Source organism: Enterobacter cloacae complex sp. 2022EL-00788 (assembly GCF_026627565.1).
In the GTDB taxonomy this organism is placed as follows: domain Bacteria; phylum Pseudomonadota; class Gammaproteobacteria; order Enterobacterales; family Enterobacteriaceae; genus Enterobacter; species Enterobacter pasteurii.
This window is the reverse complement of sequence record NZ_JAPNMC010000001.1, coordinates 173,291-199,511: the sequence shown is the minus strand read 5'-3', so window position 1 is coordinate 199,511 and position 26,221 is coordinate 173,291. Positions and strand designations below refer to the sequence as shown.

Annotated in this window: 31 protein-coding genes; all 31 read left to right on the top strand. The window is 46.8% G+C overall.

Annotated elements, in window-relative coordinates:
* The first annotated feature begins 17 nt into the window (after positions 1-17).
* The 31 genes from iteA to OWK27_RS00795 all read left to right on the top strand — a co-directional run bounded on the left by iteA (position 18) and on the right by OWK27_RS00795 (position 26,207).
* A complete protein-coding gene (gene iteA, locus OWK27_RS00940) occupies positions 18-1,172 on the top strand; it encodes an anti-phage ATPase IteA (protein ID WP_267589586.1) in 1,155 nt (384 codons plus the stop codon).
* Positions 1,147-3,402 (top strand): S8 family anti-phage peptidase IteS, encoded by a 2,256-nt coding sequence (gene iteS / locus OWK27_RS00935; protein WP_267589585.1) that lies wholly within the window; start codon positions 1,147-1,149, stop codon positions 3,400-3,402. The genes iteA and iteS overlap by 26 nt, the downstream gene beginning before the upstream one ends.
* A 266-nt stretch (positions 3,403-3,668) precedes the next feature.
* Positions 3,669-4,334: a hypothetical protein gene (locus OWK27_RS00930; protein WP_267589584.1), complete on the top strand. Its 666-nt coding sequence runs from the start codon at positions 3,669-3,671 to the stop codon at positions 4,332-4,334.
* A 60-nt stretch (positions 4,335-4,394) separates the two neighbouring features.
* Positions 4,395-4,742 carry a phage holin family protein gene (locus tag OWK27_RS00925; RefSeq protein WP_267589583.1) on the top strand — a complete coding sequence of 116 codons (348 nt, stop codon included), beginning with the start codon at positions 4,395-4,397 and terminating at the stop codon, positions 4,740-4,742.
* Positions 4,726-5,103, top strand: coding sequence for a M15 family metallopeptidase (locus tag OWK27_RS00920; RefSeq protein ID WP_267589582.1), 378 nt, complete (start codon positions 4,726-4,728; stop codon positions 5,101-5,103). Before OWK27_RS00925 ends, OWK27_RS00920 begins: the two co-directional genes overlap by 17 nt.
* A gap of 81 nt (positions 5,104-5,184) precedes the next feature.
* The gene (locus OWK27_RS00915) at positions 5,185-5,730 is read left to right on the top strand and encodes a hypothetical protein (RefSeq protein ID WP_248189337.1); all 546 of its coding nucleotides are present in this window, start codon (positions 5,185-5,187) and stop codon (positions 5,728-5,730) included.
* Positions 5,727-6,866 (top strand): DGQHR domain-containing protein, encoded by a 1,140-nt coding sequence (locus OWK27_RS00910; protein ID WP_267589581.1) that lies wholly within the window; start codon positions 5,727-5,729, stop codon positions 6,864-6,866. Before OWK27_RS00915 ends, OWK27_RS00910 begins: the two co-directional genes overlap by 4 nt.
* Positions 6,867-7,348: 482 nt before the next feature.
* A complete protein-coding gene (locus tag OWK27_RS00905; RefSeq protein ID WP_267589580.1) occupies positions 7,349-8,383 on the top strand; it encodes a terminase small subunit in 1,035 nt (344 codons plus the stop codon).
* Entirely contained in the window at positions 8,352-9,677 is a 1,326-nt protein-coding gene (locus tag OWK27_RS00900) for a terminase large subunit domain-containing protein (protein WP_267589579.1), read from the top strand. Before OWK27_RS00905 ends, OWK27_RS00900 begins: the two co-directional genes overlap by 32 nt.
* The gene (locus OWK27_RS00895; protein WP_267589578.1) at positions 9,677-11,065 is read left to right on the top strand and encodes a DUF4055 domain-containing protein; all 1,389 of its coding nucleotides are present in this window, start codon (positions 9,677-9,679) and stop codon (positions 11,063-11,065) included. The genes OWK27_RS00900 and OWK27_RS00895 overlap by 1 nt, the downstream gene beginning before the upstream one ends.
* 1 nt (position 11,066) lies before the next feature.
* Complete coding sequence (locus OWK27_RS00890) at positions 11,067-12,182, top strand: hypothetical protein (RefSeq protein ID WP_267589577.1); 1,116 nt, start codon at positions 11,067-11,069, stop codon at positions 12,180-12,182.
* Between the two features lie 81 nt (positions 12,183-12,263).
* Positions 12,264-12,794: a hypothetical protein gene (locus tag OWK27_RS00885; RefSeq protein ID WP_267589576.1), complete on the top strand. Its 531-nt coding sequence runs from the start codon at positions 12,264-12,266 to the stop codon at positions 12,792-12,794.
* Positions 12,795-12,914: 120 nt separating this feature from the next.
* On the top strand, positions 12,915-13,688 hold the full coding sequence (locus OWK27_RS00880) for a hypothetical protein (RefSeq protein ID WP_267589575.1): 774 nt from the start codon (positions 12,915-12,917) through the stop codon (positions 13,686-13,688).
* A 12-nt stretch (positions 13,689-13,700) separates the two neighbouring features.
* Positions 13,701-14,672 (top strand): major capsid protein, encoded by a 972-nt coding sequence (locus OWK27_RS00875; RefSeq protein WP_267589574.1) that lies wholly within the window; start codon positions 13,701-13,703, stop codon positions 14,670-14,672.
* A 2-nt stretch (positions 14,673-14,674) separates the two neighbouring features.
* The gene (locus OWK27_RS24320; protein ID WP_410377910.1) at positions 14,675-14,950 is read left to right on the top strand and encodes an Ig-like domain-containing protein; all 276 of its coding nucleotides are present in this window, start codon (positions 14,675-14,677) and stop codon (positions 14,948-14,950) included.
* A 39-nt stretch (positions 14,951-14,989) separates the two neighbouring features.
* Complete coding sequence (locus OWK27_RS00870; RefSeq protein WP_267589573.1) at positions 14,990-15,472, top strand: DnaT-like ssDNA-binding protein; 483 nt, start codon at positions 14,990-14,992, stop codon at positions 15,470-15,472.
* Positions 15,472-15,822: a hypothetical protein gene (locus OWK27_RS00865; protein ID WP_267589572.1), complete on the top strand. Its 351-nt coding sequence runs from the start codon at positions 15,472-15,474 to the stop codon at positions 15,820-15,822. Before OWK27_RS00870 ends, OWK27_RS00865 begins: the two co-directional genes overlap by 1 nt.
* 1 nt (position 15,823) lies before the next feature.
* Positions 15,824-16,405 (top strand): hypothetical protein, encoded by a 582-nt coding sequence (locus OWK27_RS00860; protein ID WP_267589571.1) that lies wholly within the window; start codon positions 15,824-15,826, stop codon positions 16,403-16,405.
* Positions 16,406-16,407: 2 nt separating this feature from the next.
* Positions 16,408-16,638, top strand: a complete 231-nt coding sequence (locus OWK27_RS00855; RefSeq protein ID WP_267589570.1) for a hypothetical protein — start codon at positions 16,408-16,410, stop codon at positions 16,636-16,638.
* Complete coding sequence (locus OWK27_RS00850; protein WP_267589569.1) at positions 16,635-17,051, top strand: phage tail terminator-like protein; 417 nt, start codon at positions 16,635-16,637, stop codon at positions 17,049-17,051. The genes OWK27_RS00855 and OWK27_RS00850 overlap by 4 nt, the downstream gene beginning before the upstream one ends.
* Positions 17,052-17,094: 43 nt before the next feature.
* Complete coding sequence (locus OWK27_RS00845) at positions 17,095-18,033, top strand: phage tail tube protein (protein WP_267589568.1); 939 nt, start codon at positions 17,095-17,097, stop codon at positions 18,031-18,033.
* Positions 18,034-18,080: 47 nt separating this feature from the next.
* Positions 18,081-18,392: a phage tail assembly chaperone gene (locus OWK27_RS00840; RefSeq protein ID WP_267589567.1), complete on the top strand. Its 312-nt coding sequence runs from the start codon at positions 18,081-18,083 to the stop codon at positions 18,390-18,392.
* Between the two features lie 47 nt (positions 18,393-18,439).
* Positions 18,440-18,703 carry a DUF1799 domain-containing protein gene (locus OWK27_RS00835; protein WP_048994953.1) on the top strand — a complete coding sequence of 88 codons (264 nt, stop codon included), beginning with the start codon at positions 18,440-18,442 and terminating at the stop codon, positions 18,701-18,703.
* A complete protein-coding gene (locus OWK27_RS00830; RefSeq protein WP_267589566.1) occupies positions 18,703-21,489 on the top strand; it encodes a phage tail tape measure protein in 2,787 nt (928 codons plus the stop codon). The genes OWK27_RS00835 and OWK27_RS00830 overlap by 1 nt, the downstream gene beginning before the upstream one ends.
* 189 nt (positions 21,490-21,678) lie before the next feature.
* Positions 21,679-22,527: a DUF2971 domain-containing protein gene (locus tag OWK27_RS00825; protein WP_267589565.1), complete on the top strand. Its 849-nt coding sequence runs from the start codon at positions 21,679-21,681 to the stop codon at positions 22,525-22,527.
* Between the two features lie 46 nt (positions 22,528-22,573).
* On the top strand, positions 22,574-23,281 hold the full coding sequence (locus tag OWK27_RS00820; protein WP_118282639.1) for a hypothetical protein: 708 nt from the start codon (positions 22,574-22,576) through the stop codon (positions 23,279-23,281).
* Between the two features lie 36 nt (positions 23,282-23,317).
* Positions 23,318-23,656, top strand: coding sequence for a phage tail protein (locus OWK27_RS00815; RefSeq protein ID WP_267589564.1), 339 nt, complete (start codon positions 23,318-23,320; stop codon positions 23,654-23,656).
* Positions 23,657-23,761: 105 nt separating this feature from the next.
* On the top strand, positions 23,762-24,076 hold the full coding sequence (locus OWK27_RS00810; protein ID WP_118282643.1) for a hypothetical protein: 315 nt from the start codon (positions 23,762-23,764) through the stop codon (positions 24,074-24,076).
* 56 nt (positions 24,077-24,132) lie between these two features.
* A complete protein-coding gene (locus tag OWK27_RS00805; protein ID WP_267589563.1) occupies positions 24,133-24,870 on the top strand; it encodes a phage minor tail protein L in 738 nt (245 codons plus the stop codon).
* A 1-nt stretch (position 24,871) separates the two neighbouring features.
* Positions 24,872-25,606 (top strand): C40 family peptidase, encoded by a 735-nt coding sequence (locus OWK27_RS00800; protein WP_267589562.1) that lies wholly within the window; start codon positions 24,872-24,874, stop codon positions 25,604-25,606.
* Positions 25,584-26,207, top strand: coding sequence for a tail assembly protein (locus tag OWK27_RS00795; RefSeq protein WP_267589561.1), 624 nt, complete (start codon positions 25,584-25,586; stop codon positions 26,205-26,207). Before OWK27_RS00800 ends, OWK27_RS00795 begins: the two co-directional genes overlap by 23 nt.
* Positions 26,208-26,221: the final 14 nt, after the last annotated feature.

Below are 26,221 nucleotides of genomic sequence, written 5' to 3'. Positions count from 1 at the left end.
TAGGTGTGGGTGAGTTGATGGACTATCTTTCAGAAATTTTGAAAATAATTGAAGGTGCTACTAAAGCTAATGCATCGATGGCTAATAACTATGCCGGTTTGCTGGCTGACAAACTTGAACAATCCGGTGAGCTTAAACAAGCAAAACTTATTAGAGAGCGGCTTTTGCGAGCACCTCAAGCATTAGCTGGCGCGCAAAAAGCGGGAGGAGGTGTTTCGATAGGGTCTTTACCCATTGACATTGACAGTAGGTTAAACACTGTTGATGTAAGCTATCCAAAACTAGAAAAATCGGAGCTCTATCTTCCTGCAGGAATTAACACAAGAGTCGATGAGTTCATCACTAATGTTCAGCGCTTTGATGAGTTTGTGAAGGTAGATGCTGCTTTACCAAGCAGGTTACTTATATATGGTAAACCAGGTACTGGGAAAACGATGCTCTCAAGATATATCGCATCCCGACTCGAGTATCCTTTGTTGACTGTAAGGTGCGATACCTTAATCAGTAGCCTCTTAGGTCAGACAAGTAAGAATCTGCGACAAGTATTTGACTATGTTAACCAGCGTCCATGTGTATTATTTTTAGATGAATTTGACGCTTTAGCAGGTGCTAGAGGAAATGAAAGAGATATTGGTGAGTTACAGCGGGTAGTAATTTCCTTGTTGCAAAATATTGATGCCGCTTCTGATAACACAATAATTATAGCCTCCACCAATCATGAACAACTTTTAGATCCTGCGGTCTGGAGACGGTTTAGCTTTAGAATCCCTATGCCATTACCTGACCAGCACCAGAGAGAACTAATCTGGAAGAGCCGGTTAAAAAATATGCTAAGCAATGAACTCGATTTATGTGACCTGGCTAAAAAATCAGAAGGTTTATCTGGTGCGATAATTGAACAGGTTAGCTTGGATGCGCGCCGAGATGCAGTTATTGCTGGCGATAAAAAAATCATTAACCACAAACTTTATAGGCGTTTATACCTTGCGCAATCTCTAATTGACGGTGTAAATTTACATACTTACGAAGATGAAATTTGTTGGCTTCGATCTAAAGATAAGAAAATCTTCTCAATTAGAGTTCTTGCTGAGCTATATGGTCTTTCGGCAAGAGTTATTTCAAATGTTCTGAAGGAGTCAGGATCACATGAGCAGAAGGGGCACACAGGCTAGTATTTCCAATCCCATTTTAAAAATTCCATTTTCCCGAAGGGATTTGGGTGCGATTGAAGGGGGAGGTGGCGGAGCCAAAGAACTGGTTGAAGTCACTCCTGAGTACAGGCGCGGATTAGTCCGCGCTCTCAATAGCACGAAGGATTATTTGCAGTCTAAACTCGATGAGCATCCGAGGAGTCTAGGAACGATCGTTTTTAAGCTTAGAGAACAAGGCATTGCAAAATCGCACAGGCCAAACAAAATCACCCAAGAAGCAGGGTTGCAGAACGCTGGCCACGGTAAAATTGACGAGATGTTGGTTGCTGCCCATTCAGGTAGTTTTGCTGCATTGGAGTCAATCATACTGAATCGTAACATCAAATCGATTGTTGCTAACTTGAGTGCTATTGAAAGTATTGAACCATGGGATGAAGAACGAAAAATCCCTGGTGGTCGCGAAGCTCTTTTTGCTGCATCTAATATTCTTATGCGGCTGTTTCAGTATTCCGTAGAGGACGCCACAGATTCTAACCATGAAAATGTGTTAGATATCTTAGATGACAACGAAGTCGAATATATTACCATCAGACAAAGACGCGGCCCTCCTTTGATATGTGTTGTTGGCATTTCTGAGCATGATGAATCTGTATTGGAAGCATTGATTGAGCATCCCGGAGTACGCACCTTAATTCCCGAACCTAAATACTCTGCCTTCCCTGTCAGTGCCAGCAGTGCTGAAAGCAATGGTGTAGATGACTTCCCAATACCTCAGGGAGATTTGCCTTTAGTAGCAGTATTTGATACTGGCGTCAGTCCAGAAGCTGTATCAATTAGTCCTTGGATAGCCAGTACTGAAACGTATGTTATTCCTCCTGAGACTCGTTATGAGCATGGTACAATGGTCTCATCACTGGTTTCGGGGGCAAGTACCCTGAACGATAGACATTCTTGGTTGCCTGAAACACATTCAAAAGTGCATGATGTATGTGCTCTCGACGAAGATGGATCTTACATCTCTGACCTTATTATTAGATTGACCGATGCCGTAAGTAAACGACCTGACATCAAGATCTGGAATTTATCCTTAGGCGGTGGACCATGTAGTGAACATTTATTCAGTGATTTCTCTATGGCTTTGGATAAATTAAGTGATCAATATGGCGTTTTATTTGTAGTCGCTGCGGGGAATTATCTTGATGAGCCAATAAGAACGTGGCCGGACCCTGATTCTTTAAATGGCAATGATCTTGTGTCTTCACCTGGTGAATCTGTCCGTGCATTAACTGTCGGTTCAATTTCGCACATAGATGCTGCAGATGCATTGAGCGCCTTAGGCACACCTACACCTTATAGTCGCCGCGGGCCTGGACCAATTTTTACTCCTAAGCCTGATATAATTCATGCCGGTGGTGGAGTTCACGCTCCATGGAGTGTTGGTTCAAGCAGTTTAAAGGTTATAGGGCCTGATAATAGAATATATTCTAATTTCGGCACTAGCTTTGCATCACCTATTGTAGCGAGTTTAGCCGCTCATACATGGCAAAAAATCGCAACCAGTCCTGATTTTGCTGTTTCGCCTTCTTTAGTTAAAGCTCTTTTGATTCACTCAGCTCAGCTTTCTTCTCCAGATTATACTACATATGAACGGCGGTATTATGGCGCTGGTCTGCCTGAAGAAGTTTTCGAAACCTTGCATGATTCAGATGATCGTTTTACATTAATTTTCCAAACATTTCTTGTACCTGGCATGAGGTGGCGGAAGGAGAATTATCCTATTCCTGACTGTCTTATCCAAGACGATAAATTCAAAGGAGAGATTATTATCACAGCCGCTTATGCTCCGCCGTTAGATCCAAATGCTGGTAGTGAGTATGTTAGAGCAAATGTCGAACTTAGTTTTGGTTTGATAGAAAATAATAGCATGAAAGGCAAAGTACCAATGGAAGGTGAAACAGGCCAATCAGGTTATGAAACAGCCCAGATTGAACATGGAGGAAAATGGTCTCCAGTGAAGATTCATCGCAAGGCATTTACACGCGGTATTGCAAGTGGAAATTGGGGTCTTCAGGCAAAAGCCACTTTGAGAGCTAATGAACCTGCGCTTCGAGAACCTCTGCCTGTAACCATAATCGTAACATTGAGGTCTTTAGATGGTGATACCGAAGTGTATGCTGACGGGGTTAGGGCATTGAATGCGAACAACTGGGCTAGTTCGCCGCTTCCGGTGCGTGTACCTATTTCAGTCTAACGCCAAAATTTTGTTGTAAAATTTTACTGTTTAGGTCATAATTTTAATGATTTTGATATGATTCACAAGAATAAAAACCTGCCTATTGGCGGGTTTTTATTATTAAGAAATAGAAACAAATATACTTCATTCGATTAGTTAAATGATTGAAGGAGCATGTTGTTCTTTTGCTTCTTGGTTTTCAGAGCGATTTGACTACAATCTGTATATCTCTTGCCAGATAAATACTGATGATGTTCCTAAATTGATTTTTTGAAGGAAATTACATGGCTTGGTTAGGTGTTCCATTCCCACTTGTTGGTGATGAGGCTTTTTATTACGCAGAAGTTTTTTTAAATAAAATCCCCAAAATTATTGTTGAGCTTCCTTCTAAAGGATGGAGCATAGAGGGGTTTCTGACCGCTCTTGTCGCTGGTGGCATTCCTGCAATAGTTGCTTGGCTGACATTGCGATCCAATGTTAATTCTCAAAAAATTCAAATCAGTCAGCAGGAACGTTTAACTCGTATGACTCTTACTGCTGAGTTAGTTACTTCAAACAGAAAAAAGTTAATTGATGATTTGCGAAAATGTACATCATCTTACCTGTCTTTTGTTCAAAGTTCGGCGAATACGTATAACAAAATAAATTATTATGAAAAAAACAAACAAACCGAAACCGATAGAATTGAAGACTTAAAAAAAGAATTAACTAGCTGCTTCCATCAAATGTCAGTTGAACGATGGAATATTAGACTTCTTATCAGTGAGAAACAACCCCAGTACGAACCTATAACAAAGGCTATAACCGATATAACCTTTATGTTGAATCAACCGGGTTTATATCCGAATGGTTACACGCGAGACGATTTCGACAGCTACTTTGAAGCTATCGAAAATGGTGTAAAGTCATTTATCGAAGAGCAATTGTTACAAGTCGAAAATTTAGTTTAAACATTTACAACGCTAACCGCTTAACGGCGGTTTTTTTATGCCTGCAATTTGGGAGGAATCATGCAGAACTACACCCCGCCAGGGGACTGGGGTCCGGTACTTCATTTTTTACATGAGAACAGGCTGGCATTGCAGGGCGCTTTGACTGCGTTCTTTATAGCCATGCTTTTCTCATTGTGGGACGGGATAGCCTGGCGCCGCTCATTCACTGCTGGGTTTATCTGCGGATTCGTCGCACTGACAGTGGTGAGCTTTTTTGAACAACTTGGCGTATCAGACATGGACTGGTCTTTCGTTATAGGTGCCGCTGTCGGTGGTGCTGGTGTAGACCGCTGCCGTTCTCTGATTAACGCGGCTGTGACGTTATTCGCAAGTAAGAAGGGTATCAACGATGACAAACAACTTTAAGTTATCGCAGCGTAGTGAAAACAATCTCAAAGGGGTAAAGCCACAGCTGGTGGATGTTGTTCGCCGTGCTCTTGAATTGTCCTCGGTGGATTTCGGTATTACTGAAGGTCTCCGCACACAGGAGCGCCAGAAACAGCTCTATGCTGAGGGTAAAAGTCAGACCATGAACAGCCGACACCTCACTGGAGAAGCTGTTGACGTTGTGGCTTATGTAGGCGGAACCGTTTCGTGGGACTTCCAGCTTTATCGAAAAATCGCTGACGCCTTCAAACAGGCCGCTCAAGAACTAAACACATCTGTTGAATGGGGGGGGGAATGGAAAACTCTGGTGGATGGTCCACATTTTCAACTGAGATCTTAATCAAGAAAAGCCTTGCATAAGTTGACATGAAATTGTTTTTTTGAGATTTTTTATTCTCATGAGTCCAATCATGGATGAAAAATGATCAATTTAAACGATGAAATAGATGACGCTTTTGATGAGTTTGATGAAGAGGAGAATCGTATTGCTTATCTAGGATACTTTAAGAATACGTTCCCATTTTTATTATGCCCTACATTATTCTCTCGAAGTGCAGACTTGCCAGCATTGACATGGGTAAAGGTTAAATACACCGAACATGCATTACATACTTTTCCCCGACAACAAGGGGTTTATATGTTTATGGTTAGTTTCGAAGATAGCAACCTTCCTAGCAACTCTTATGTTATGTATGTTGGAAAAGCTGGTGATACAAATAGCAATAACACAATACACACAAGGTTCAGGGATTATCTTAATCCCTCTGGATACAGAGATCGACCTAGAGTTCGACCATTAATTAAGCATTTTTCTGAACATTTATATTATTATTATGCGACTATCCCTGCGGGACAGTCGACATCAGAGGTTGAGTCAACTCTTGCCGATGTTTTTGCTCCGCCGTGTTGCCAGAGAGATTTCTCTGCTAGAGTACGCAGTTTATTGAAAGGGGTCAGGATTTTATGAGTCAACGATTAGTCATTCCATGTTTAAGAGGGTACATGGGGAGTTGGATTACTTATAGTTGTATGATGCGACTTTCTGATGCCTCCGAGTTAATTGGTTTTGCTGATGAACTTCATCAGATTGATAAGCTGTCTGACAAAATACAGCGTGAATTAAATACTGATAGGGCTGAAGAGATATCAAGATATCTCACTAATAATGATGATCGTTTTTTCAACTCGTTAGTCGTAGCAGTTTACGATGGTGACCCAAATTGGCATGAAATTGGCGATATAACTCCAAACAATCAAGAGGCTGAATCTTTAGAGTTTCCAGATTATGCTGCTAACTGTCTCGGTTTTTTATCTATAACTCGAGATGAGAAGTTCTTTGCCTTAGATGGGCAGCATCGGTTAGCTGGTATTAAAGCTGCCATTAAAGAAAAAGAAGAAATAAGCAGTGATCTCATAAGTGTCATAATAGTTGCTCATTCAAACACTCCTGAAGGGAAAGTAAGATCTAGAAGGTTATTTACGACTTTAAACAAGAAGGCAAAGCTTGTAAGTAAAGATACTATAATAGCGTTGGATGAAGATGATATTTCAGCTTGTATAACGAGACAGCTGATAGAGTCGGATGAGTTTGACTATTTCGATGAGGAAAATGTTTCGTTTAGTTCTGGTCCTGTACGTGATAAAACAAGTATCACCTCTATAGTAAACATCTACGATAATGTACAAAAATTAGTTGCATATAAGCTTGGTGTCAAAGTTTCTGAGTTGGACAAGTATCGTTACCGAGACCATTCCGAATTGATGGATTTTGTCCATGCGTTCTTTTCACTCACTTTTGACTCTTGCCCTGAACTTAAAAAAGTTATTAAGGGTAACGAACCTGCAGGTTTCTACAGGAATTCAGAAACTGGTGGGCACTTACTCTTCAGGCCTGTTGGTTGGGATTTATATACCGACATAGTGATTTTCAGCATGCTAAATGGCCGTAGAACTCTTGATGAAACTATTGAGGGAATATTTAGACATAGCTTAAACCTCTCAGGAGACTTACTCTCCAATAAGGTTTGGTCAAAGAAAACGAATAAAATACTTAAAATCAGCGCGAAAAATGTCAAAGCATTGCAAAAGTCATTGCTTTCCTAATTGTTGTTAATGGCGCTATGTTTTAACCAGAGAAAACCCAGGTCGACAATTGAAGGCTTGGGTTTTTTAACTGTAGAGCTCGCCGTGGGTTTTTAGTAGCCGCTGTAATGTTCTTCGAAATAATCAGAGGGATGCCGTTCTTTCGCATAATCAGCAAGAATAGAATTGGTCAACATCGTTTTAAGTGTCCTTTCTTTTAATAGATCCATTGCATCGACTCTTCTTACAATGTCTGATGATAGATAATTTATTGTCACGTTTGTTATCAAGAAATTTTCGCAGAAACCTCTACATTCTATTTTCCAACATATACCATGATTTCTCCACGTAGCATCAGAGTTGCATACAGGGCAGGTCTTTACTTCAGTTTGACCAATGACCATTTAGAATCATCCTCGCCAGAGTAGCAGGATGAGTGTAGTCATTGGCAAGCTACATGTCTGCTCTCTAGCTCAAAACTAGTCTACGAAATTGGATTGTGAATGATGAAAGAAACGGACTGGGGGGCCATCAGACGCGGGTATGAAACTGATGGTACATCGGCCCGTGAGCTGGGAAGAAAGTACAAAATCAGTCATACAGCGATAAACAAAAAGGTTAGGGAGGAAGGCTGGGTAAAGGGAGAGAAAAAAGATTCCACGAAGAAAGTTTCAACAAAAAAAGTTACCACTAAAAAAATGGAAACAAAAAAAGTGGAAACACCGAAGCTGGAAACTGGAAAGTCACAGCGTTTAAGTGATGAACGGGCATCAGATGCGGAAGCGGGTAATCAGTCCGAAGATGTGGATGATCTCGGTTTCGAACCCAGAGATTTCGGGCTGTCTGACCAACAGGCTCTTTTTGTCTTCTGGTATGTAAGAACAAAAAACAGAGTCGAAGCATACAAAAAAGCTGGTTACAAATGCACAGGTGATACTGCGTATGCAGCCGCCAGCCGGATGTATAGAAATGTTAAGGTTTCGCGTGCAATCAAAGCGCTGGTTAAACGGATGCGCCAGCGTTACACCGCTGACCTTGATGAAATCGTGGATCAACTGGTAGCGATAACCCGCGCTGATCCGAATCTTGTTTCTCAGTACAGGCGCGTTAACTGCCGTTTCTGCTGGGGCGAAGAAAATAAATATCAGTGGCGTGACGAAAACGAGTATGAGGTTGCAGCTATAAAGGCATCCGAAAACGGAAAGCCACCGCCTGAGGATGGGGGAACAGGTTTCATTGATAATGCCGACCCGAATCCTGAATGCCCTCGCTGCCAGGGTGAAGGTAAGGGGCAGATGATTATCAACGATACCCGCGACCTTGAAGGCGATGAGCTGATGTATTACCTCGGCGTGAAGCAGACTAAAAATGGTCTGGAGGTTTTAACCGAAAGTAAGCAAGCCGCTCGCGCCGCACTGATTCGAATCCTTGAAATTAAGGAAGCGAACAAACCCGCCGTGCCGGTAGTTCCTGAAGAGGATTACCGGCTTCAACCGTTAAATACTGATGAGCCAACACCTGACAATCCAATCCTCTAGTCAGGCCGTCACACTTACACCAAAACAAGCAAACATCTTCGCCTGGGGCTGGCAACGTTCAGCGCGTTTTCGTGACGCTGTGTGTGGTCGTCGCTTCGGTAAAACGTTCCTGGGTAAAGCTGAGATGCGCAGGGCTGCAAGGCTCGCGATGAAGTGGAACGTCAGTATTGAGGATGAAATCTGGTACTGCGCACCTACGCAGAAACAGGCTAAGCGTGTTTTCTGGCGGCGACTGAAACAATCCATCCCACCGCACTGGAGGGCTGGCAAGCCAAACGAGACTGAATTATCAATCACGCTGGTTAGCGGTCATATCCTCCGGTGCGTGGGCCTCAATAACTATGATGATCTGCGCGGTTCTGGTCTGTTCTTCGTGCTGATTGATGAATGGGCTGACTGTCCTTATGAGGCATGGGAAGAAGTTCTCCGCCCGATGCTCTCAACCTGTCGTTACATCATCGATGGGGTGACATATATCGGAGGACACGCGCTTCGTATAGGTACACCCAAAGGATTTAACCACTGTTACGACACGTGGTTTGCTGGTCAGGATGGAAGGGAGCCTGACCATAAGAGCTGGCTTTACACCTCGGTTGACGGTGGAAACGTCCCGCCTGAAGAACTGGAAGCTGCCAGGCGAAAAATGGACCCGCGCACTTTCCGACAGGAATATCTGGCGTCTTTTGAAAACTATCAGGGCGTTGTTTATTACTGTTTTGACAGGCGCGAGAACCACACCGACGAAACGGTCCAACGTGGCGACGTTCTTCATATCGGGATGGACTTCAACGTAGGGAAAATGGCTGCGGTGGTTTACATCATGCGTGACGGTCTGCCGCGTGCTGTTGATGAGTTCATGGATGTTTTCGACACGCCAGCGATGATCGAGGCGATAGAAAAAAAATATTCCAGAGAAAATCATCAAATAAAAATTTATCCGGACGCTTCAGGAAAAAATCGCAAATCCTCTGATGCGAGTAATTCAGATATCGCGTTGCTGGAAAAAGCGGGTTTTGACGTACGCGTTAACCGTGCAAACCCAGCTGTGAAAGACCGCATCAACTCAGTTAACGCCATGCTCTGTAATACCTATGGCGAACGCCGATTACTGGTCAACACTCGCACATGTCCCAAGTTCACGCAGTGCCTTGAGCGTCAGATTTATAACGACCAGGGCGAACCGGATAAAAAAGGTGGGTTTGACCACGCCAATGACGGGGGCGGTTATCCAATCGCGTACCTGTTCCCAATCAAAGAGAAAGTTTACGAAATCGAACTGGAAACCACATTCTGATGGCAAACAACGACATTACTTTTGTCAGGCCTGAGCAGAAAGCGGCCTGTGCGCTTTGGAGAAAAATCCGCGATGTCTGCAAAGGTGCTGAAGCGATAAAAAGCAAAGGGGGGGAATATCTCCCCCTTCTTGATCCTGGCGATCGTTCATCTAAAGCCAAACAGCGAAATCAGGATTACCGTGACAGGGCCGTTTTTTACCCCATTACCGGCAATACAAAAATCGGACTGTTGGGCATGGCCTACCGCAAAGATCCTACGATGACCGCACCGGCAAAACTGGAATACCTGAAAACCAATTCGGACGGTGGTGGAGTAAGTATCTATCAGCTGTCGCAACTGGTATTGGAGGACATTCTTGAAACGGCCCGCCACGGTCTCTATGTTGATTACGCCAAAGAAAGCGATCAGGCCATCATTCTGCGATACACACCGGAGAACATTATCAACTGGAGAACTGAGCGCATTAACGGGCGCAACCAGTTGGTGCTGGTGGTGCTGCGTGAGGTGATAGAAGAGAAGGACGGCTACGGATTCAGGGAGCTTATACAGTATCGGGAGTTGGCTCTAATCAATGGCCGATTTGTTTGTCGCGTCTGGCGGTCAAAAGCAGAGAATGGCGGCGGGGTGTTTACGATTGATGCTGAGTATAACCCGAAGCCTAAAGGGAAGGATTTCTGGGATGAAATTCCTTTCACGTTTGTCGGAGCACAAAACAATGATGAGACTATCGACGATCCCCCGCTGGCCACACTGGCAGAAATTAATCTGGGCCACTACCGGAACAGTGCAGATTACGAAGACAGTGTCTGGTTCTGCGGTCAGGTTCAGCCGTATATGTCTGGCCTTGATAAAGACTGGCGAGACTTTTTACAGAAGTCAGGTGTTAAGGTCGGTTCACGTAATCCTCTTTTGCTCCCCGAAAACGGCGTTTTTGGTTATGCACAGGCTCAACCCAACATGCTTGCAAAAGAGGCTATGGACAGTAAGCGTGATTACATGGTCCAGCTTGGAGCAAGGCTCATCGAGCAAAACAGCGCCACAAAGACAGCAACACAGGCTAGCGGTGAACAGTCTGCTGCAACATCAGTCCTGAGTATTTGCGTATCGAACGTGTCAGAGGCTTTCAGCAAGGCATTGGCTTGGTGCGCGAAATATCTCGGCGTGACGGATGAAAAAGCGGATTACACCATCAACCAGGAGTTTATCGCCAGAGTGGCAGATTCCGGGATGGTGGCCGTTCTGGTCAGTGCCTGGCAGTCAGGCGCTATCCGTGACAGTGACCTGGTGCGCGTGCTTCAAAAGCTGGACATCATTGATCCGGCTGACAGCGTGGACGAGGTGATCGACGCGCTGCGCAACGCGAACCCTACATTGCTGGATAAGTGATATGGCCACCGTAAACGAGCAGCTTCGTGATGAGGCCATTTCACACGCAATCGGTATAAATCGCTTCGGTACCGGAATAGCAAACCGGATGCTGAAAATCCTCAACGCCAGTGACGCGGATATCAGTGCAAAACTGGTTGTGGCGTTGGAAACCCTTTCCCCTGAAAGTTTCACCGTGAGGCGGCTTGAATCAATCCTAGGGGATGTTCGTTCGCTCAACCGTCAGGCGGTTGATTCCATGTTTTCTGCAATGTCGGGTGAGCTGCATGCGCTGGCAGGGTATGAGGCTGGCTATCAAATCAGCCTGTTCGATTCTCTCCTGCCGGATATCGTTCTTAAGCGTTACCCTTTGCAGGGCATCACCGCGGATATGGTTTACGCCGCCACCATGTCACAGCCTTTTCAGGGGCGGTTATTGTCGGAGTGGGCCGAGGGTCTGGAAACCGACAGGATGACCCGCATCGTTAATGCTGTTCGTCATGGTTATCTACAGGGGGACACGACTGAGGCCATCGCCAGGAGGGTGAGAGGCCACGCTAACAAAGGCTATAAAGACGGTGCGCTGCAGATGAGCAGGGCAAACGCCACCAGCATCGTTAAATCTGCGGTCAACCATCTCGCAGCGACGGCGCGGCACAGTTTCGCAAAAGCAAACAGTGACGTTATCGAGTGTAAGCAGTGGCTTTCTACGCTCGATAATAAGACCACGCCCCTCTGCATGATCCGCGACCGCAGAAAGTACACGCTGGAAAATAAACCGATAGGGCACAAGGTGCCTTATTTGCAGGGGCCAGGCCGAATTCATTTTTGTTGCCGCTCAACCGAAACGCTGGTGGTGAAATCATGGCGCAAGCTTGGTATTGATGTCGATGAAATGGACGTCGGAACCCGCGCCAGTATGGACGGACAAGTACCGGCCGGCATTACCTATAACGACTGGTTACTCAGTCAGTCATTCACCCGACAGGTTCAGGTGCTGGGTGAAACCCGCGCAAGGCTCATTCGTGACGGCGGTATGCGCCCAGATGAGTTCTACACCGATAAAGGGGAATGGCTCACGCTGGCTCAGTTACGCGAATATGATAGTGAATCATTTGAAATGGCATTTGTTATGTAATGTACTCGCTTGCGTTTAAATGGTTAAATAATTGATGTACATGAGTTTGTCATTTTATGGAAAGATTTGTTGGTGGCGTATATGGTGAATGATTACATTTCTTATGAAACGATGGTTGCTGGAAGGAATGCTGCAGAGTGGGCAGGGTGGAGCACTGTTGTGGCTTTTGGATCACTTTTAGTTTCCTTGTTAACTTTGGGGGTCGCATGCAAGGCGTATGGGGTCTGGAAAAAGCAAGAAATACTGAAAATTAAAATGGAATTTAAAAAAGCCTTGATGGCATTCAAAACTGAGTGCTACAACTCTCCTGAGTTATTTAATCTTTCAAAGGCCCAGTATGGTCAGGCGTATATTGACTTTCAAGGTGACTTGACTACTAATGATAAAAGTGCCGCATTGGAAGCGATCAAGTTTAATAACTTCAATCATGCTTTTTTGAAGTGTTGTGATGCTTGGGTCGCAACTGAACATCTTTTTTCATCTACAGATATTGAGAAAGGATGGAATGATGTATGCGAACTTGCAAGGAAGTACGTTGAGGGCAATGCAACAAGAGCTGAATTACAATCAATCATAAACGAACTGTATTCGAAGAACTTCGTTTTTACATAATGTGCTAGAAACAGTTATTTAATAAAGGTAAATACACATTTGCCTTTGCCAAATCTTCTAAGCCCCGTTATGCGGGGCTTTTTCATTGGGCGACGCCCTGAATAATCCCGAGGGGAATTTATGTTAATCCGAAATATGCTTCTGAAATATTACGCTCCAGATGACGGCGGCAACGGTGGCGGTGGCGGTGGTATCGAAATCACCCCAGAGATTCAGAAGCTGATTGATGAACGCGTGACGTCTGAAGTCACCGGACTGAAGTCCAAGAATAACGAGCTGCTGGGAACCATCAAACAGCAAAAAGAAAACCTGGCCCGCTTTGAAGGTATCGATCCTGATGCGGTGAAAACCATCCTCCAGCGTTTTTCTGACGACGAAGAAGCGAAGCTGATCGCCGAAGGGAAAATTGACCAGGTTCTGGAAAAACGCACTGAGCGTTTTCGCGCTGACAGCGATAAGCAAATCAAAGCGGCCGTAGAGCGTGCGGAAAAAGCAGAAGGCTTTGCCAACAAGTTCCGCGACCGCGTTCTGGCTGATGCAATCCGTGAAGCGGGGCTGAAGGCCGGGGCGCTGCCTACCGCGTCAGATGATTTGATCCTCCGCGCTCGTGGCACGTTTAAGGTCAACGATGAAGGTGAGGCCATCGCCGTTGATTCAGATGGCAATGCCATTCTCGGCAAGGACGGCAAAACGCCGCTGAGCCCGATTGAATGGGCTGAGTCGCTCAAAGATACCGCGCCGCATCTCTTCCCGGCGGCTGAAGGCACGGGGGGCGGTGGACATAAACAGGGTGGAGGTGGTGGAAACCTGAAGCGCTCAGAAATGTCGTCACAGGAAAAAACCGACTATATCCGCAAGCATGGCCAGCAGGCTTTTCTAAAACTCCCGAAATAAAGGATTTTCTCCATGACCACAACTGTAAACTCTGACCTGATTATTTATAACGACCTGGCGCAGACCGCTTTTCTTGAGCGTCGCCAGGATAATTTGCAGGTATTTAACGATGCCTCAAACGGTGCCATCGTACTGGATAACGAACTGATCGAAGGTGATCTCCGTAAACGCGCGTTCTACAAAGTCGGCGGAAGCATCGAAACCCGTGACGTGAACTCTGACGGAACGGTGAAAGGCAAAAAAATCGGCGCGGGTGAAGCGGTATCGGTAAAAGCGCCGTGGAAATATGGCCCGTACCACACCACGGAAGAAGCGTTTAAACGCCGCGGTCGCAGTGTTGACGAGTTCTCTGAAGTGGTTGGCGTTGACGTGGCAGATGCTGCGCTTGAAGGCTACGTGAAATACGGACTGAAAGCGCTGACGGCTGCTATTAGTTCCAACACGGACATGGTGGTCACCGCCGATATCGAAACCGACGGTAAGCGTACCCTTACCCGTGGGCTGCGTAAGTACGGCGACAAATTTAACCGCGTCGCGCTGTTCGTCATGCACTCCGCTACCTATTTCGACATCGTGGATGAGGCTATCGCCAACAAAATCCACGAAGAAGCGGGTGTGGTTGTGTACGGCGGTCAGCCTGGCACGCTGGGTAAGCCGGTTCTTGTCACTGACTCAATGGATGTTGATGCCATTCTGGGTCTGGTTCAGGGCGCGGTGTATGTCACCGAGTCACAGGTTCCTGGGTTCCGTTCCTACGACATCAACGATCAGGAAAACCTGGCTGTCGGCTTCCGTGCTGAAGGTACGGTGAATGTTGAGCTGTTGGGCTATAGCTGGGATGAGTCGAAAGGCGATAAAAATCCGAGCTTGGAAAAAATCGGTACCGAAGGGAACTGGAAAAAACATTTCACTTCTAACAAATCTACCGCAGGCGTGCTGATTAAGCTCACTGGCGCCGAACCCGCAAATCAGTCCGTAAAGTAAGCCTGTCAGCGGATAAAACTTCCGTCACCGCTGACGGTACAGATTCCGTAACCTTCTCCGTCAAAGTCACCAAAGATGATGCGCCCGTTTCCGGTGCGGCTATCTCGTGGGCGACGTCTGGCGGGGTGCTCAGTTCGGAATCAACTTCGACGGGCTCTGCTGGTGGCTCAACGGTAAAACTGACCTCAGAAGAGGCTGGTGAATTTACCGTGACCGCCACGGTTGATGGCGTGGGCGTCACGTCAGAAAAAATCACCTTTGCACCAGCAGGTGCGTAATCAACAGGGGGCTTGTCCCCCTTAATTTTTTGGTGAGATATGATTGATACCAATATCACCTCTCCTGATTTCAACAGCTACGCCAGCGAAGCCGATTTACAGAAATATGTCAGCGCTCGAGATCTGATGTTGCCGGAAAATCTCCCCGCGATACTCCTCAAAGCAATGGATTATCTGGAAGGCCTTAGCTGGTACGGCATCCGCGCCAGCCCGTCACAGCCTCTGTGCTGGCCCCGTCTCGATATCGAATTTGACGGTCATCCGTTTCCGTCAGATCAGATCCCACGTCAGGTTATTACCGCCCAGTGCATGCTGGCGGTTGAAGCGGTTGATGGTGAGCTGCTCGGTTCCTCCCGTGAAGCTGCGGTGAAAACTGAGCGCGTGGAAGGGGCTGTGACGATGACTTACGCCGTGGCTGATGGTGAGGCCTTCGTTCCGTCTTATCCAGCCGTTGACGCGCTTCTGGCTGCGTTTATGGGTGGTCGCGGGTTTGCCATTAACACTTTCTCGGAGCGTGGATAATGCCGATTAATTATCAGCGTATGCAGCAACGCTCTGACAGGCTGTTACGTCAGAACGGCGCAGAGTATCAGGTTACACGGAAAGGCAATATTTCAGTCGTAGGAGGCGTTGAGCATCAGACTGAGGACATGAGGTTTTCTGCCTGGGGCGTAAGAACTGAATATGCCCCTGACGAGATTGACGGAAACAATATCCAGCGTGGTGATGTGAAAATCGTTTTCACGTCAGAAAAAATTATCGAAATTGGCGATCTGGTTAACGTAGACGGCAAACAACACAGGGTTATCAAACCTAATCCGGTAAAACCTGCCTCTCTTGTTATTTGCTATAAGGCACAGCTGAGGGCATAGCATGGCGGGAAACGATGATTTCATTGCCTCCATCGATGCATTCGTGGCAAAAGCAAAGTCCAATCAGGAGCAGGTTGTCAGGGCTGGCTGTATACGCATCCTTGCGCGTCTCGTCGAAATGTCTCCGGTTGGTAACCCCGATCTGTGGGAAGTTAACCAGACGGCGGTGCAGTACAACAACGCCGTTACCGAGTACAACGATCAGCTGCGTAATGACCCTGACAACTTGACCCGAAGCGGTCGCCTGAAACGAGGCCGTAAGATTCATGACAGCATGGCGATTAGATCCCCTGCGGGTTATACGGGCGGACGGTTTCGGGGTAACTGGCAGGTTTCTTTCGATGCACGGACAACGGAAGAGACAGGGCGCATCGACAAAAGCGGTGGAGAAACACTGCGGGCCGGAAATCTTGTTCTCTCACAGTTTCGCGTGGGTATGAAGGAGGTTTTTTTTTGCAATAACGTCCCCTACGCCTATCCGCTTGAAATGGGGCATTCCTCTCAGGCTCCAGGCGGGATGGTGCGTATCACAGCCGCAGAGGCGGCGCGTTTTTTTGATGAAGCGGCTAAGGAGATCAGTTAATCATGCGTATCACTGTTCTGGATGACGATCCCGGTAAGCGTATTAGTCCAGGCGCAGAGCGCTACGAGGTCCGGCTCGACGGGGAAATCATTAAATACTGCCTGACGGCGGATGATGATAAAGGCCTGGTCATTTGTGCGGTTGCAGATGAGAGAGGCCTCATGAGGGCGCGAAATGGTGAGGTGGAGAAAACCACGCTTTACGGGACGGTTGAAATAAGGCGGATGCCGTGAACATTCAACCCGATATTACAGCGCTGCTGGATAAACATCTGGGTGAATGGGCTGATAAGGAAGGTATTTCGGTTTCCTGGGATAATGTGGAATTCACACCGCCTGAAACGAGCGTTTATCTTCAGTCACATGATCTGCCGGCCACGCCATACAGTATTGACCTGGCCGGAAAATGTCAGGTTTATCCTGGTGTGTATCAGATTAATGTTATTGCCAGAACGGCAACGGGTCGAACGCTTGCTGCGCAGACGGCAAAAAAAATCACCGCGCTTTTTCATCAAAACCTTGTCCTTGTCGGCGAAGGTTTTACCTGCTGGGTTTTATCACTTCCCGCCATTCATCGTGGCATCAATAACGGCGTGAACTGGACTGTTCCGGTCAGCCTGACTTACCGCGCAGAAACCACAGTCTGATTTCTGCTGCACACCCTAACTTTATTCCAGTGGAGATATCTCTATGGGCTTTGCATTGCCTAACGGCTCGCACGTCTATCTGGCGTCGGGCTATGATCCTGCGGTTTCATTTTCAGGGGCGACTAATACCGAACATACCGTTGTCACGGTTGAATCAGGGGGCGGCTTTGCTTCTGGCGACGTTGTTCACGTCAATTGTGACTGGACCGGAATTGATAACGTCGTCGCGCTGGTTGATGCCGTTGCAGGTTCGGCGGTAACCCTTCGCAACATCAATACCACCAACACCGGAAAATTTCCTGCTGGTGGTGGAAGCGGTACTCTGCGTAAGGTCACCGAATGGACCGAAATCCCTCAGATCACCGAGGTGGCGAACGCGGGTGGCGAGCAGAACACCACGCAGATCCAGTTTTTGTCTGATGACCGCCAGCGCAACCTGAACACCTACAAATCAGCCAGCTCGCAGACCTACACCATTGCGCATGATTCATCGCTTCCGGTTTACCCGCTGCTGCGCCAGCTTGATGAGGATGAAGAAACGGTGGCGGCGTACATGTACGTGCCAAAAGCGAAAGAAAACCGCTACTGGGCGGCGACAGCTTCTTTCAACGATATCCCGCAGACAGCCGTAAACGCAGTAGAAACAGTAACCGCTGTTCTCAACCTTCAGTCTCCGGCTATGACGTTCTACAAAACCGATAACGTAACTACCCCTGCAGTACAGGTCACGGGGGTTACTCTCAACGAGACGAAACTGGATCTGGATGCTGGCGAAACAGCTCAACTGGTCGCTGAAGTCACTCCGGCAGATGCCACAAATAAACAGGTCACCTGGTCAAGTTCGAATGAAGAAGTCGCCAAAGTTAGCGCCGATGGGCTCGTGACGGCAATGGCTGGTGATGGCGGTACGGCGATTATCACCTGCACAACGGTAAACGGCGGTAAAACCGCAACCTGTGAAGTTACCGAAACGGTAGCCTGATTACTGGCCCTCTGCTGAGGGCTTTTTATTTTGAGAAGGAAAAAACAATGGCAACTAAATTTGAGCTGCAACCGAAACCGACTTTTAAAGCCAACGTAGAGATCCCGCGTGCCGGGGAAGAGCCTGGCGTGCTGACTTTTACGTTCCGTCATAAGTCAGCGGATCAGATCAAAGAGATGGAAAAGCGAGAGGGCGCAACGGCCATTGATTTTCTGTCGGAAATTATCGAGGGCTGGGCGCTGCCTGAACCTTACACCCGCGAAAACCTGACGGTACTGCTGAATAATTATCTGGGGGCGGCTTCTGCGATCACCGAAAAATATTACGCCGAACTGATGGGGCACCGGGAAAAAAACTAATAACGGTTGCCTCTGCATTCTATACGCCTGAAGTGGCAGCGGAGGACATGGCCACCTTCGGGCTGACTGATGACGATTATGACGATGTGATCGTTCACGTTCTGCCTGATGTGTGGCCCGCCTTTTGCCTGTTCCAGTCGCTGTCTACGCAATGGCGCACCGGGTTTGGTGGCGCGACAGGTCTTGATTACAACGTGCTGCCCTGGCTGATGCGCGTTCACGGCATCGAGGATGAGGCAACCGCGCTTAACGACATACGCATCATGGAGCGTACCGCTCTGAAAACCATGCATAAAAAAGAGGTGGCCTGATGAGTGATATCGCCACAATCTCACTGCGTGTTAACACCTGCGGGCTGGAAAAAGGCACGCAGGAGCTTGATAAATTCCGCCACGCGGCGAAAGGCGGGACTGGATCCGCTGACGAACTGAGCCAGAGCGTTGATGAAACGCATCGCAGGGTGGAGGAACTGCGTAAGCGCCTGGCGAATAGTGAGGCTGTAACCAGGAAAAATGCCTCCGCTCAGGATGAGCTGGCGTCGGCGTTTTATAAGCAAATTGACAGCATAAAAAATGCCGCAAAAGAAACGGATAATATCGCGGCGATACGCTCCCGCCTTCATGCGGCGCAGAAATCAGGGAATCTGATCCAGGAAGACTATCTGGCGTTGCTGTCTGCAATTACAGCAAAACAGATCGAAGGCCGACGCGCAGAAGAAAGTGCAGCAGCGGCACGGGAAGTTTTTCTCAAAAAACTCAAAGATCAGGTAGCAACCACGCGTCTTTCCCGCGAAGAACTGCTGCGCTACAGGGCTGAACAGCTGGGGGCAGGTTCGGCTGCTGAAATTTATATTCAGAAGTTGAAAAAGGCAGAAGAGGGTACTGCACGCTTTAATACCAGGACCGCTGCAGCGGGTAAAAACCTGCGCACTCTGGCCGCTTCACTCGTCAGAAGCAACCTGGGCGGTGTGGCAGGTACAGGAACGTCTTTTCTTGGCAATATTGGGGCTTTGACACCGCAAGTTGCTCTTTTGGCGGGTGCAGTCGCAACGCTTGGAACCGCTTACTACAAAGGCCAGCAGGAAAGCAGCGAGTTTAATAAACAGCTCGCGCTGACGGGGAATTATGCTGGCCGTACAACCGGACAACTAAATAATCTTGCGAAAGCTATCTCAGGCAGTGGGATAACGCGTGGGGACGCAGCGGCGGCACTAGCGAAAGTTGTCGGCACAGGAAGCTTTGGGAGTAACCAGCTTGAGATGATTACCCGATCTGCCATCCGGCTGGAACAGGTAACGGGTCAGTCAGTAGATGCGACAGTAGGGCATTTTGCGCGGCTGCAAAATGAACCTCTCAGCGCGGCTAAGGAGCTGGATCAGCAGCTCCACTTCCTGACCGCCAGCCAGCTTGAGCAGATTACCTCTCTTTCACAGGTTGGTGATACCACCGGCGCGGCAAAAATCGCTATGGAAGCGTATGCCGACGCTATTCAAAATCGTACCACTGATATCACCAACAACCTGGGTTTTCTGGAATGGGGCTGGCAGGCTATCAAGCAGAAAGCCGCTGAAGCCTGGGATGCCATGCTGGGTATTGGGCGTCCTGAAACAATCGAAGACCAGATTGAAAACCTACAGAAACGCGCCAGCAGAAAAATCCCTACGCCGTCAGGGATGAACAACTATGGGGCCGAAAAGTCACTGGATGAGCTGAAGGAGGAAAAATTTCAGGCGGATATTGCTGCGGCACGTGAAGACTCAGCTAGAAAAGCAGAAGAAAACCAAAAACGTATTTTCAACGACGACCAAAAATGGAAGACCCAGTTCGAAAACAAGGAAGAGCAGCATCAAAGACGGCTAGCTGAAATCCGTAATTCTTACGCTTCAAAAGCGGTGAAAGACGAGGCTATTCGTCGTGAGAATGAGAGTTACGAGAAAAGTAAGCAGAAGGGGCTGAAGAAGGAAAAAACCTACACCGATGATTCTGCAACAAAGATGCTTCAGGAATCATCGAAACGCCTGGCTGTACTGAAAGCGCAGGATGAAACAACCAACAGCCTGACGTCAGAAGAAAAGCGTCTGCTGGAATTCAACCAGCAAATTGCAGACCTTAAGCAAAAAAGGATTTTAACGGCAGACCAAAAAAGTCTTGTCGCCAGAAGTGGTGAGATCCGCGCAGCACTTGAGGCTGAAAGTGCAGAGGCTAAGCGGATTCAAAACATCAAGGAGATCGCGAAGGGCCATGAAACTTCCCTGATATTCATTCAGCAACAAAGCGCTCTCATTTCAGCGATGGACAGCACCGCGGGAATGAGCAACCGACAAGCGCAGCGTCAAAAAGAGCGTGAGCAGCTCAAACTGATGAAAGCCTCTGAAGAGGATAAATCAGCAGCAAGCAACAAGCTTGAAGAACGCTATGCGAAGGAGGATGAACTGCGCGGCGACTGGCTTGCAGGGGCTAAAAAGGGCTGGGCTGAGTATGAGGATTCAGCCACCAACGTTTACGATAATATTGCGAGTGTAAGCCAGGGGGCATTCGCCAGCATGTCAAATAGCCTCGCTGATTTCTTCACTACCGGAAAGGCAAATTTCAAAGACTATCTGACCACCTTCCTGAAAGGCATTACCCAGATGTTGACCCAAATTGCCCTGGTTAATACGGCTAAAAGCGCCGCCGGTTTATTCGGCTTCTCAGGCGGCGGTGCCGTTCCTAAGTTTGACTCAGGAGGCTATACCGGAGCGGGTGGTAAGTATGAACCTAAAGGGATCGTTCACGGAGGAGAGTTCGTATTTACGAAAGAGGCCACCAGCGCTCTCGGTGTTGAAAATCTTTATGCACTTATGCATAACGCACATGGTTATGCCGATGGTGGAGTGGTCGGAAGAGCCCCTATGTATGGACTTTGTAGCAGAGGGCTTACAGTGAATGTTGATGCACCTGTTTCTGTTATGCAGAGTAATGAGGTTGGGAAAAACTTCTCAAATCGGAAAGGCGCTGAGAGTATAGGCAACTTGGTTAAAAATGTTGTCCAAACCGAAATTACTCGTCGTCTGAGAAAAGAGATTGCACCCGGTGGAAATCTGTATAATCAAAAATAGTATATTAGCTTATAGAATGTTAATAAGCTGAGTGGCAAGCGGTACTTGTACGAGGCATCTTGCCAATATATCTAATATTCGCGGCTGACATTTTTGCTTAAAGGGTTGATAATCAGATAGGATTGTGAGAAAACAGTGATAAGTACAGGGTTTGAATGTCATTATTTTTTTTGAATTCGAGAGCTTAAAATGGAATTGTGTCATTATACAAATTTAAATGGATTAAAGGGTATTATTGAGAGTAAATCAATCTGGGCTACTAATTATTCATTTTTAAACGACCAAGAGGAGTTTATATATGGGATTTGCTGCCTTGAAGAGTTTCTAAATGGCCCTCCTTCTGAAGGGCGTTTAGCCTCATGGCGGGGGCATTTATCAAATGTAATAGATTACATTAAGAAAAGTGACTTGCCAGAGATATATTCAACATCATTCTGTAAATCAAAGGACTTGCTTAGTCAATGGCGTGGTTATGGTCAGCAAGGAGTATGTGTCGTATTTGATAAAAAGCTGATGAATAGCATTGGTTTATGGAATTACAACTCATTTAATAAATTAATCGGACAAGAAAAAACTTTCATCCCACGGTATGATCTTTATTGTAATGAAGTGGAATATCTTGAAAAAGGCACTGAATATGATTTTTTCACAAGAACCTTAGACAAAATAAAGAAAAATCATTTTGACCTCTATGAAAAGCAATCTTTATTGGATGGACTTGATGAAGGCTTGCGAGCTAAGTTATTCGGCTTAATAGTACCTTTTATAAAAAATTACAGTTTCCGTGAGGAAGGTGAATTTAGAGTAGCTGCCCTACAAGTTAATAATAAATCGGATATAAAGTTTCGCTGTGGAAACGGACTCATTATCCCGTATATTGAATTAAGTGTCATGGAAGATAAACTGCCTATAATAGAAGTGGTTATAGGTCCGGGGGCAAATGGTGCTTTGATAGAGAAAGGAGTTCGAATGTTGCTTAATAATAATGGATATGATGCCGTCAATATCAGTCGTTCATCTATTCCTTACCGAGGCTAGCTAAATATATTTCCATCATTAATCACTTAGCATCAGAGAGATCAATATGTCTACGCATACTCGTAATTACAACTTACCTTCAGATTTGATTGAACATTTTGAAAAAAACATTGCATATTTTTCTAAGCTTCTAAATAAAGACTTTAAAGACCTCAATGTTAATATAACTGCAGATGATCTTAAGAAAATTGAAAGATCATTTGAAATTTCACATAAAATTAGAGAGTTTGAAATTGGGCTTTACTGGCAAAGGTTGAATTATCTTTGGGCGATAACCGCTCTTCTATTTGCAGGTTGGGGGGCGTTGATAATTAAAATTATTGATTTGCAAAATGGACATGTGCCTTACTCAATATTTTTTTCACTTGCCTTTGTTTCCTTGGTAGGTTGCATTTTGTCAATCTTTACAAGCTTCATAATAATTGCTGGGAAGCATTGGCAAAAGGTCTGGGAATATCATGTTTATACTCTTGAACCTTTTGTTTCTGGCTGCTTGTATTCAATTAAGTTTAAAAATAGCAATCCAAAAAATGTAAAGGCATCTATTACTAAAACTGTGGAGGTGTTTAACTTTTCACTTTTGATTTTATGGGTTTTATCAGCGATAATTGCTGCAATCATGCCATCTCAAATAAGTAATAGCATGGCCGGCTGGATCCAGTTGTTAATTTCTTCAGTTATGGTTGTGTTATTTTTATTAATACGCAAGGAAGTGACTAACAAAACAACGGATGGGATTGAAATGGATGTTTGAGAAGTTAAGCAATAAATGCTTAGAGGTAGATGTGTTATGTCAAAAACATTCTCGTGGGCAACACAAGTTTCGCCAAGTGCGAACGAAGTAGTTAATCTATTGACCTCACAATTCGGAGACGGGTATGAACAGGTGGCGGTTAACGGGATTAACAACGTGGCGGAAGAATGGGAGCTGACCTGGACGGGAAAGAAAAAGGACGTTGCGGCTATCCGGGCGTTTCTCCACTCCCATGCTCACCAGTCGTTCTGGTGGTCGAATCCGTGGGGGGAGAAAAAACTTTACCGGGTGAAACCTGACTCAATAAAACCATCGTTTATCTCAGGTAAAGTTGTCTCACTGGCATTCACATTCAAACAAGCCTTTGCACCATGATTTTTATTGATTATGAGTTTGGTTTATGACTGGTTTAGAAGTGACTGGTACCATGCGAGCCGCTTTAAAATAAAAATATGTGAATTAATTTAGGGTTATTTGTTAATGAAAAAGTTAGCGCTTCTGGTTTTAAGTGTTGGATTCCTGTCTGCTTGTGCTACTAAGCAATATCCTCAGGCCCCTTCGGTCACAGGGGAAGAGACTTCTGCATTCGACTGTCAGGCCATCAAACAGGAAATTGCTAAAACGCACAGTATTCAGCAAGAAATCGAGTCAACAGGTGAATTTGATGGCAGAACAGTTTTAGGCGTGCTGGGTGATTTTGGCATTGGTAACGGAATGGCTAAAAGTGATGCCAGAAAAAAGGCACAGGCGCGACTCAATCAGCTTGAATCATTGAAACAGGTTAAGTGCCAGTAAAGAACTCAGGTTAAAACACAAACCCGCTTCGGCGGGTTTTTTTATGGGTAAAATTTATGGGGCTAAATGCTGATTTCCAGGCGCTGGAGCCTGGCGAAAAAATCCAGCTAATCGAGGTTGATGGAACATCCTTCGGGATGGATAAAGTGCTTCGCTTCCACGCTTACAATATCCACTCCGAAGGCTGGGCATCGTTTGCCGCTGTCAATCTCCCATCGATCATCTGGCAGGGTAACGAATACGACCCGCATCCCTATGAGGTGACGGGGCTGGAATTATCGGGGGCGGGCCCGCAGCCGACACCAACTCTTTCAGTAGGGAATATATCTAACTACGTCACGGCGCTCTGTTTGCAGTATGACGACATGGTGAAGGCTAAGGTCCGCATTCATACCACGTTCGCTAAATATCTGGATGCCGCTAACTGGGTGCATGGCAATCCTAACGCAAACCCGAACGAAGAACGTGTGCAGCTTTTCTATATCAGTGCCCGAACCGCAGAATCGCGCGTACAGGTCGATTTTGAACTGTGCTCCCCCTTCGATATTCAGAACCTCCAGTTGCCGGCAAGGCAAATTCTCCCCGTGTGTACATGGTGCCTCCGGGGCTGGTACCGCACAGGTAACGGCTGCGACTACAACGGCACGAAGTATTTTCAGAAAGACGGCACGCCAACTGATAACCCTGCTCTGGATGTGTGCGGCGGTCGTATGCAGGATTGCAGGGATCGCTTTGGACAGGACAACCCACTTCCTTTCGGTGGCTTTCCTGCGGCAAATTTACAGGGGAAATAGCATGCGTAAACGCCTGATGGACGCAATACGTAAACACGTCGCGGCTGAGTACCCGAAAGAGGCCTGCGGCGTGATCGTTGAAACGAGTATGGGGCAGAAATACGTTGCCTGTCGCAACGTGTCCAGTGATCCGACTGAAACTTTCACGATGTCACCCGATGACCGACGTGCGGCTGAAAAACTGGGTGAGATCATCATGGTTATCCATTCTCATCCTGATGTCACCCGACTGATACCGTCTGAATTCGACCGTATCCAGTGCGACTGGTCAGGGATTGAGTGGGGGATTATGTCCTGGCCTGACGGGGATTTTTGCACGATTTCACCGCGTGACGAACGCGATTATGTCGGTCGCCAGTGGCTGCTGGGATACGCTGATTGCTGGTCGCTGATCCGTGAATATTACCTGCGTGAACACGGCGTGGTTGTGGGGGATTACTCTGTCGACTACGAGTGGTGGATTGATGCGAAGGAAAACCGCTACGACGATAACTGGGTGCGCGAAGGGTTCTATGAAGTGCCATCCAGTCAGATACAGCCTGGCGACATGATCATGATGCAGGTCAGCGCCCCTGTAACCAATCACGCTGCGATTTATCTGGGCGACAACCAGATGCTTCATCATATGTTCGGGCAGCTATCAACGCGCGTGCCTTATGGCAAATATTACCGTGATCGGACTGTACGCGTGGTAAGACACAAAGGAGTAAACCTTGAAAAAAACGCTGATTCTTAAAGGCCGCATGGCGAAAAAGTTCGGTAAAACTCACCAGTTTCATGTGGCAGACCTGCGCGAAATGCTCAGGGCGATGTGTTCGCAGGTGTCGGGGTTCAGGAAATACATGAGCGAGGCGCATATGAACGGTATTCGCTTCGCATTTTTCAGCGGTCGCAACAATATCGGGATTGACGAGTTTGATATGACCGCCGGAGGGGAGGTATTCAGTATTGAGCCTGTTATTGAAGGGGCAAAGCGGGGTGGATTCCTTCAGGTCGTTATAGGCGCGGCTGCGCTTGCTGCAGCATTCTTTACAGCTGGCGGCTCACTGGCGCTGTGGGGGGCTGCGCTGGGAGCAACTACGGCAACAGGTGCCGCTGTCACAGCCCTAACCTCAATCGGCCTGAGCATGGTTCTTGGAGGCGTGGTGCAGATGCTGACGCCGCAGCCTGATTTCAACGTGGGCGCATCATCCAGCAGTGACAACAAGCCTAACTATGCCTTCGGTGCTCCGGTAAATACCGTATCGATGGGTTATCCCGTTCCGGTGCTCTATGGCGAGCGGGAAATCGGCGGCGCGATTATCAGCGCAGGAATGTTCTCCAGCGATCAGCATTAACCATCAATTTCTGA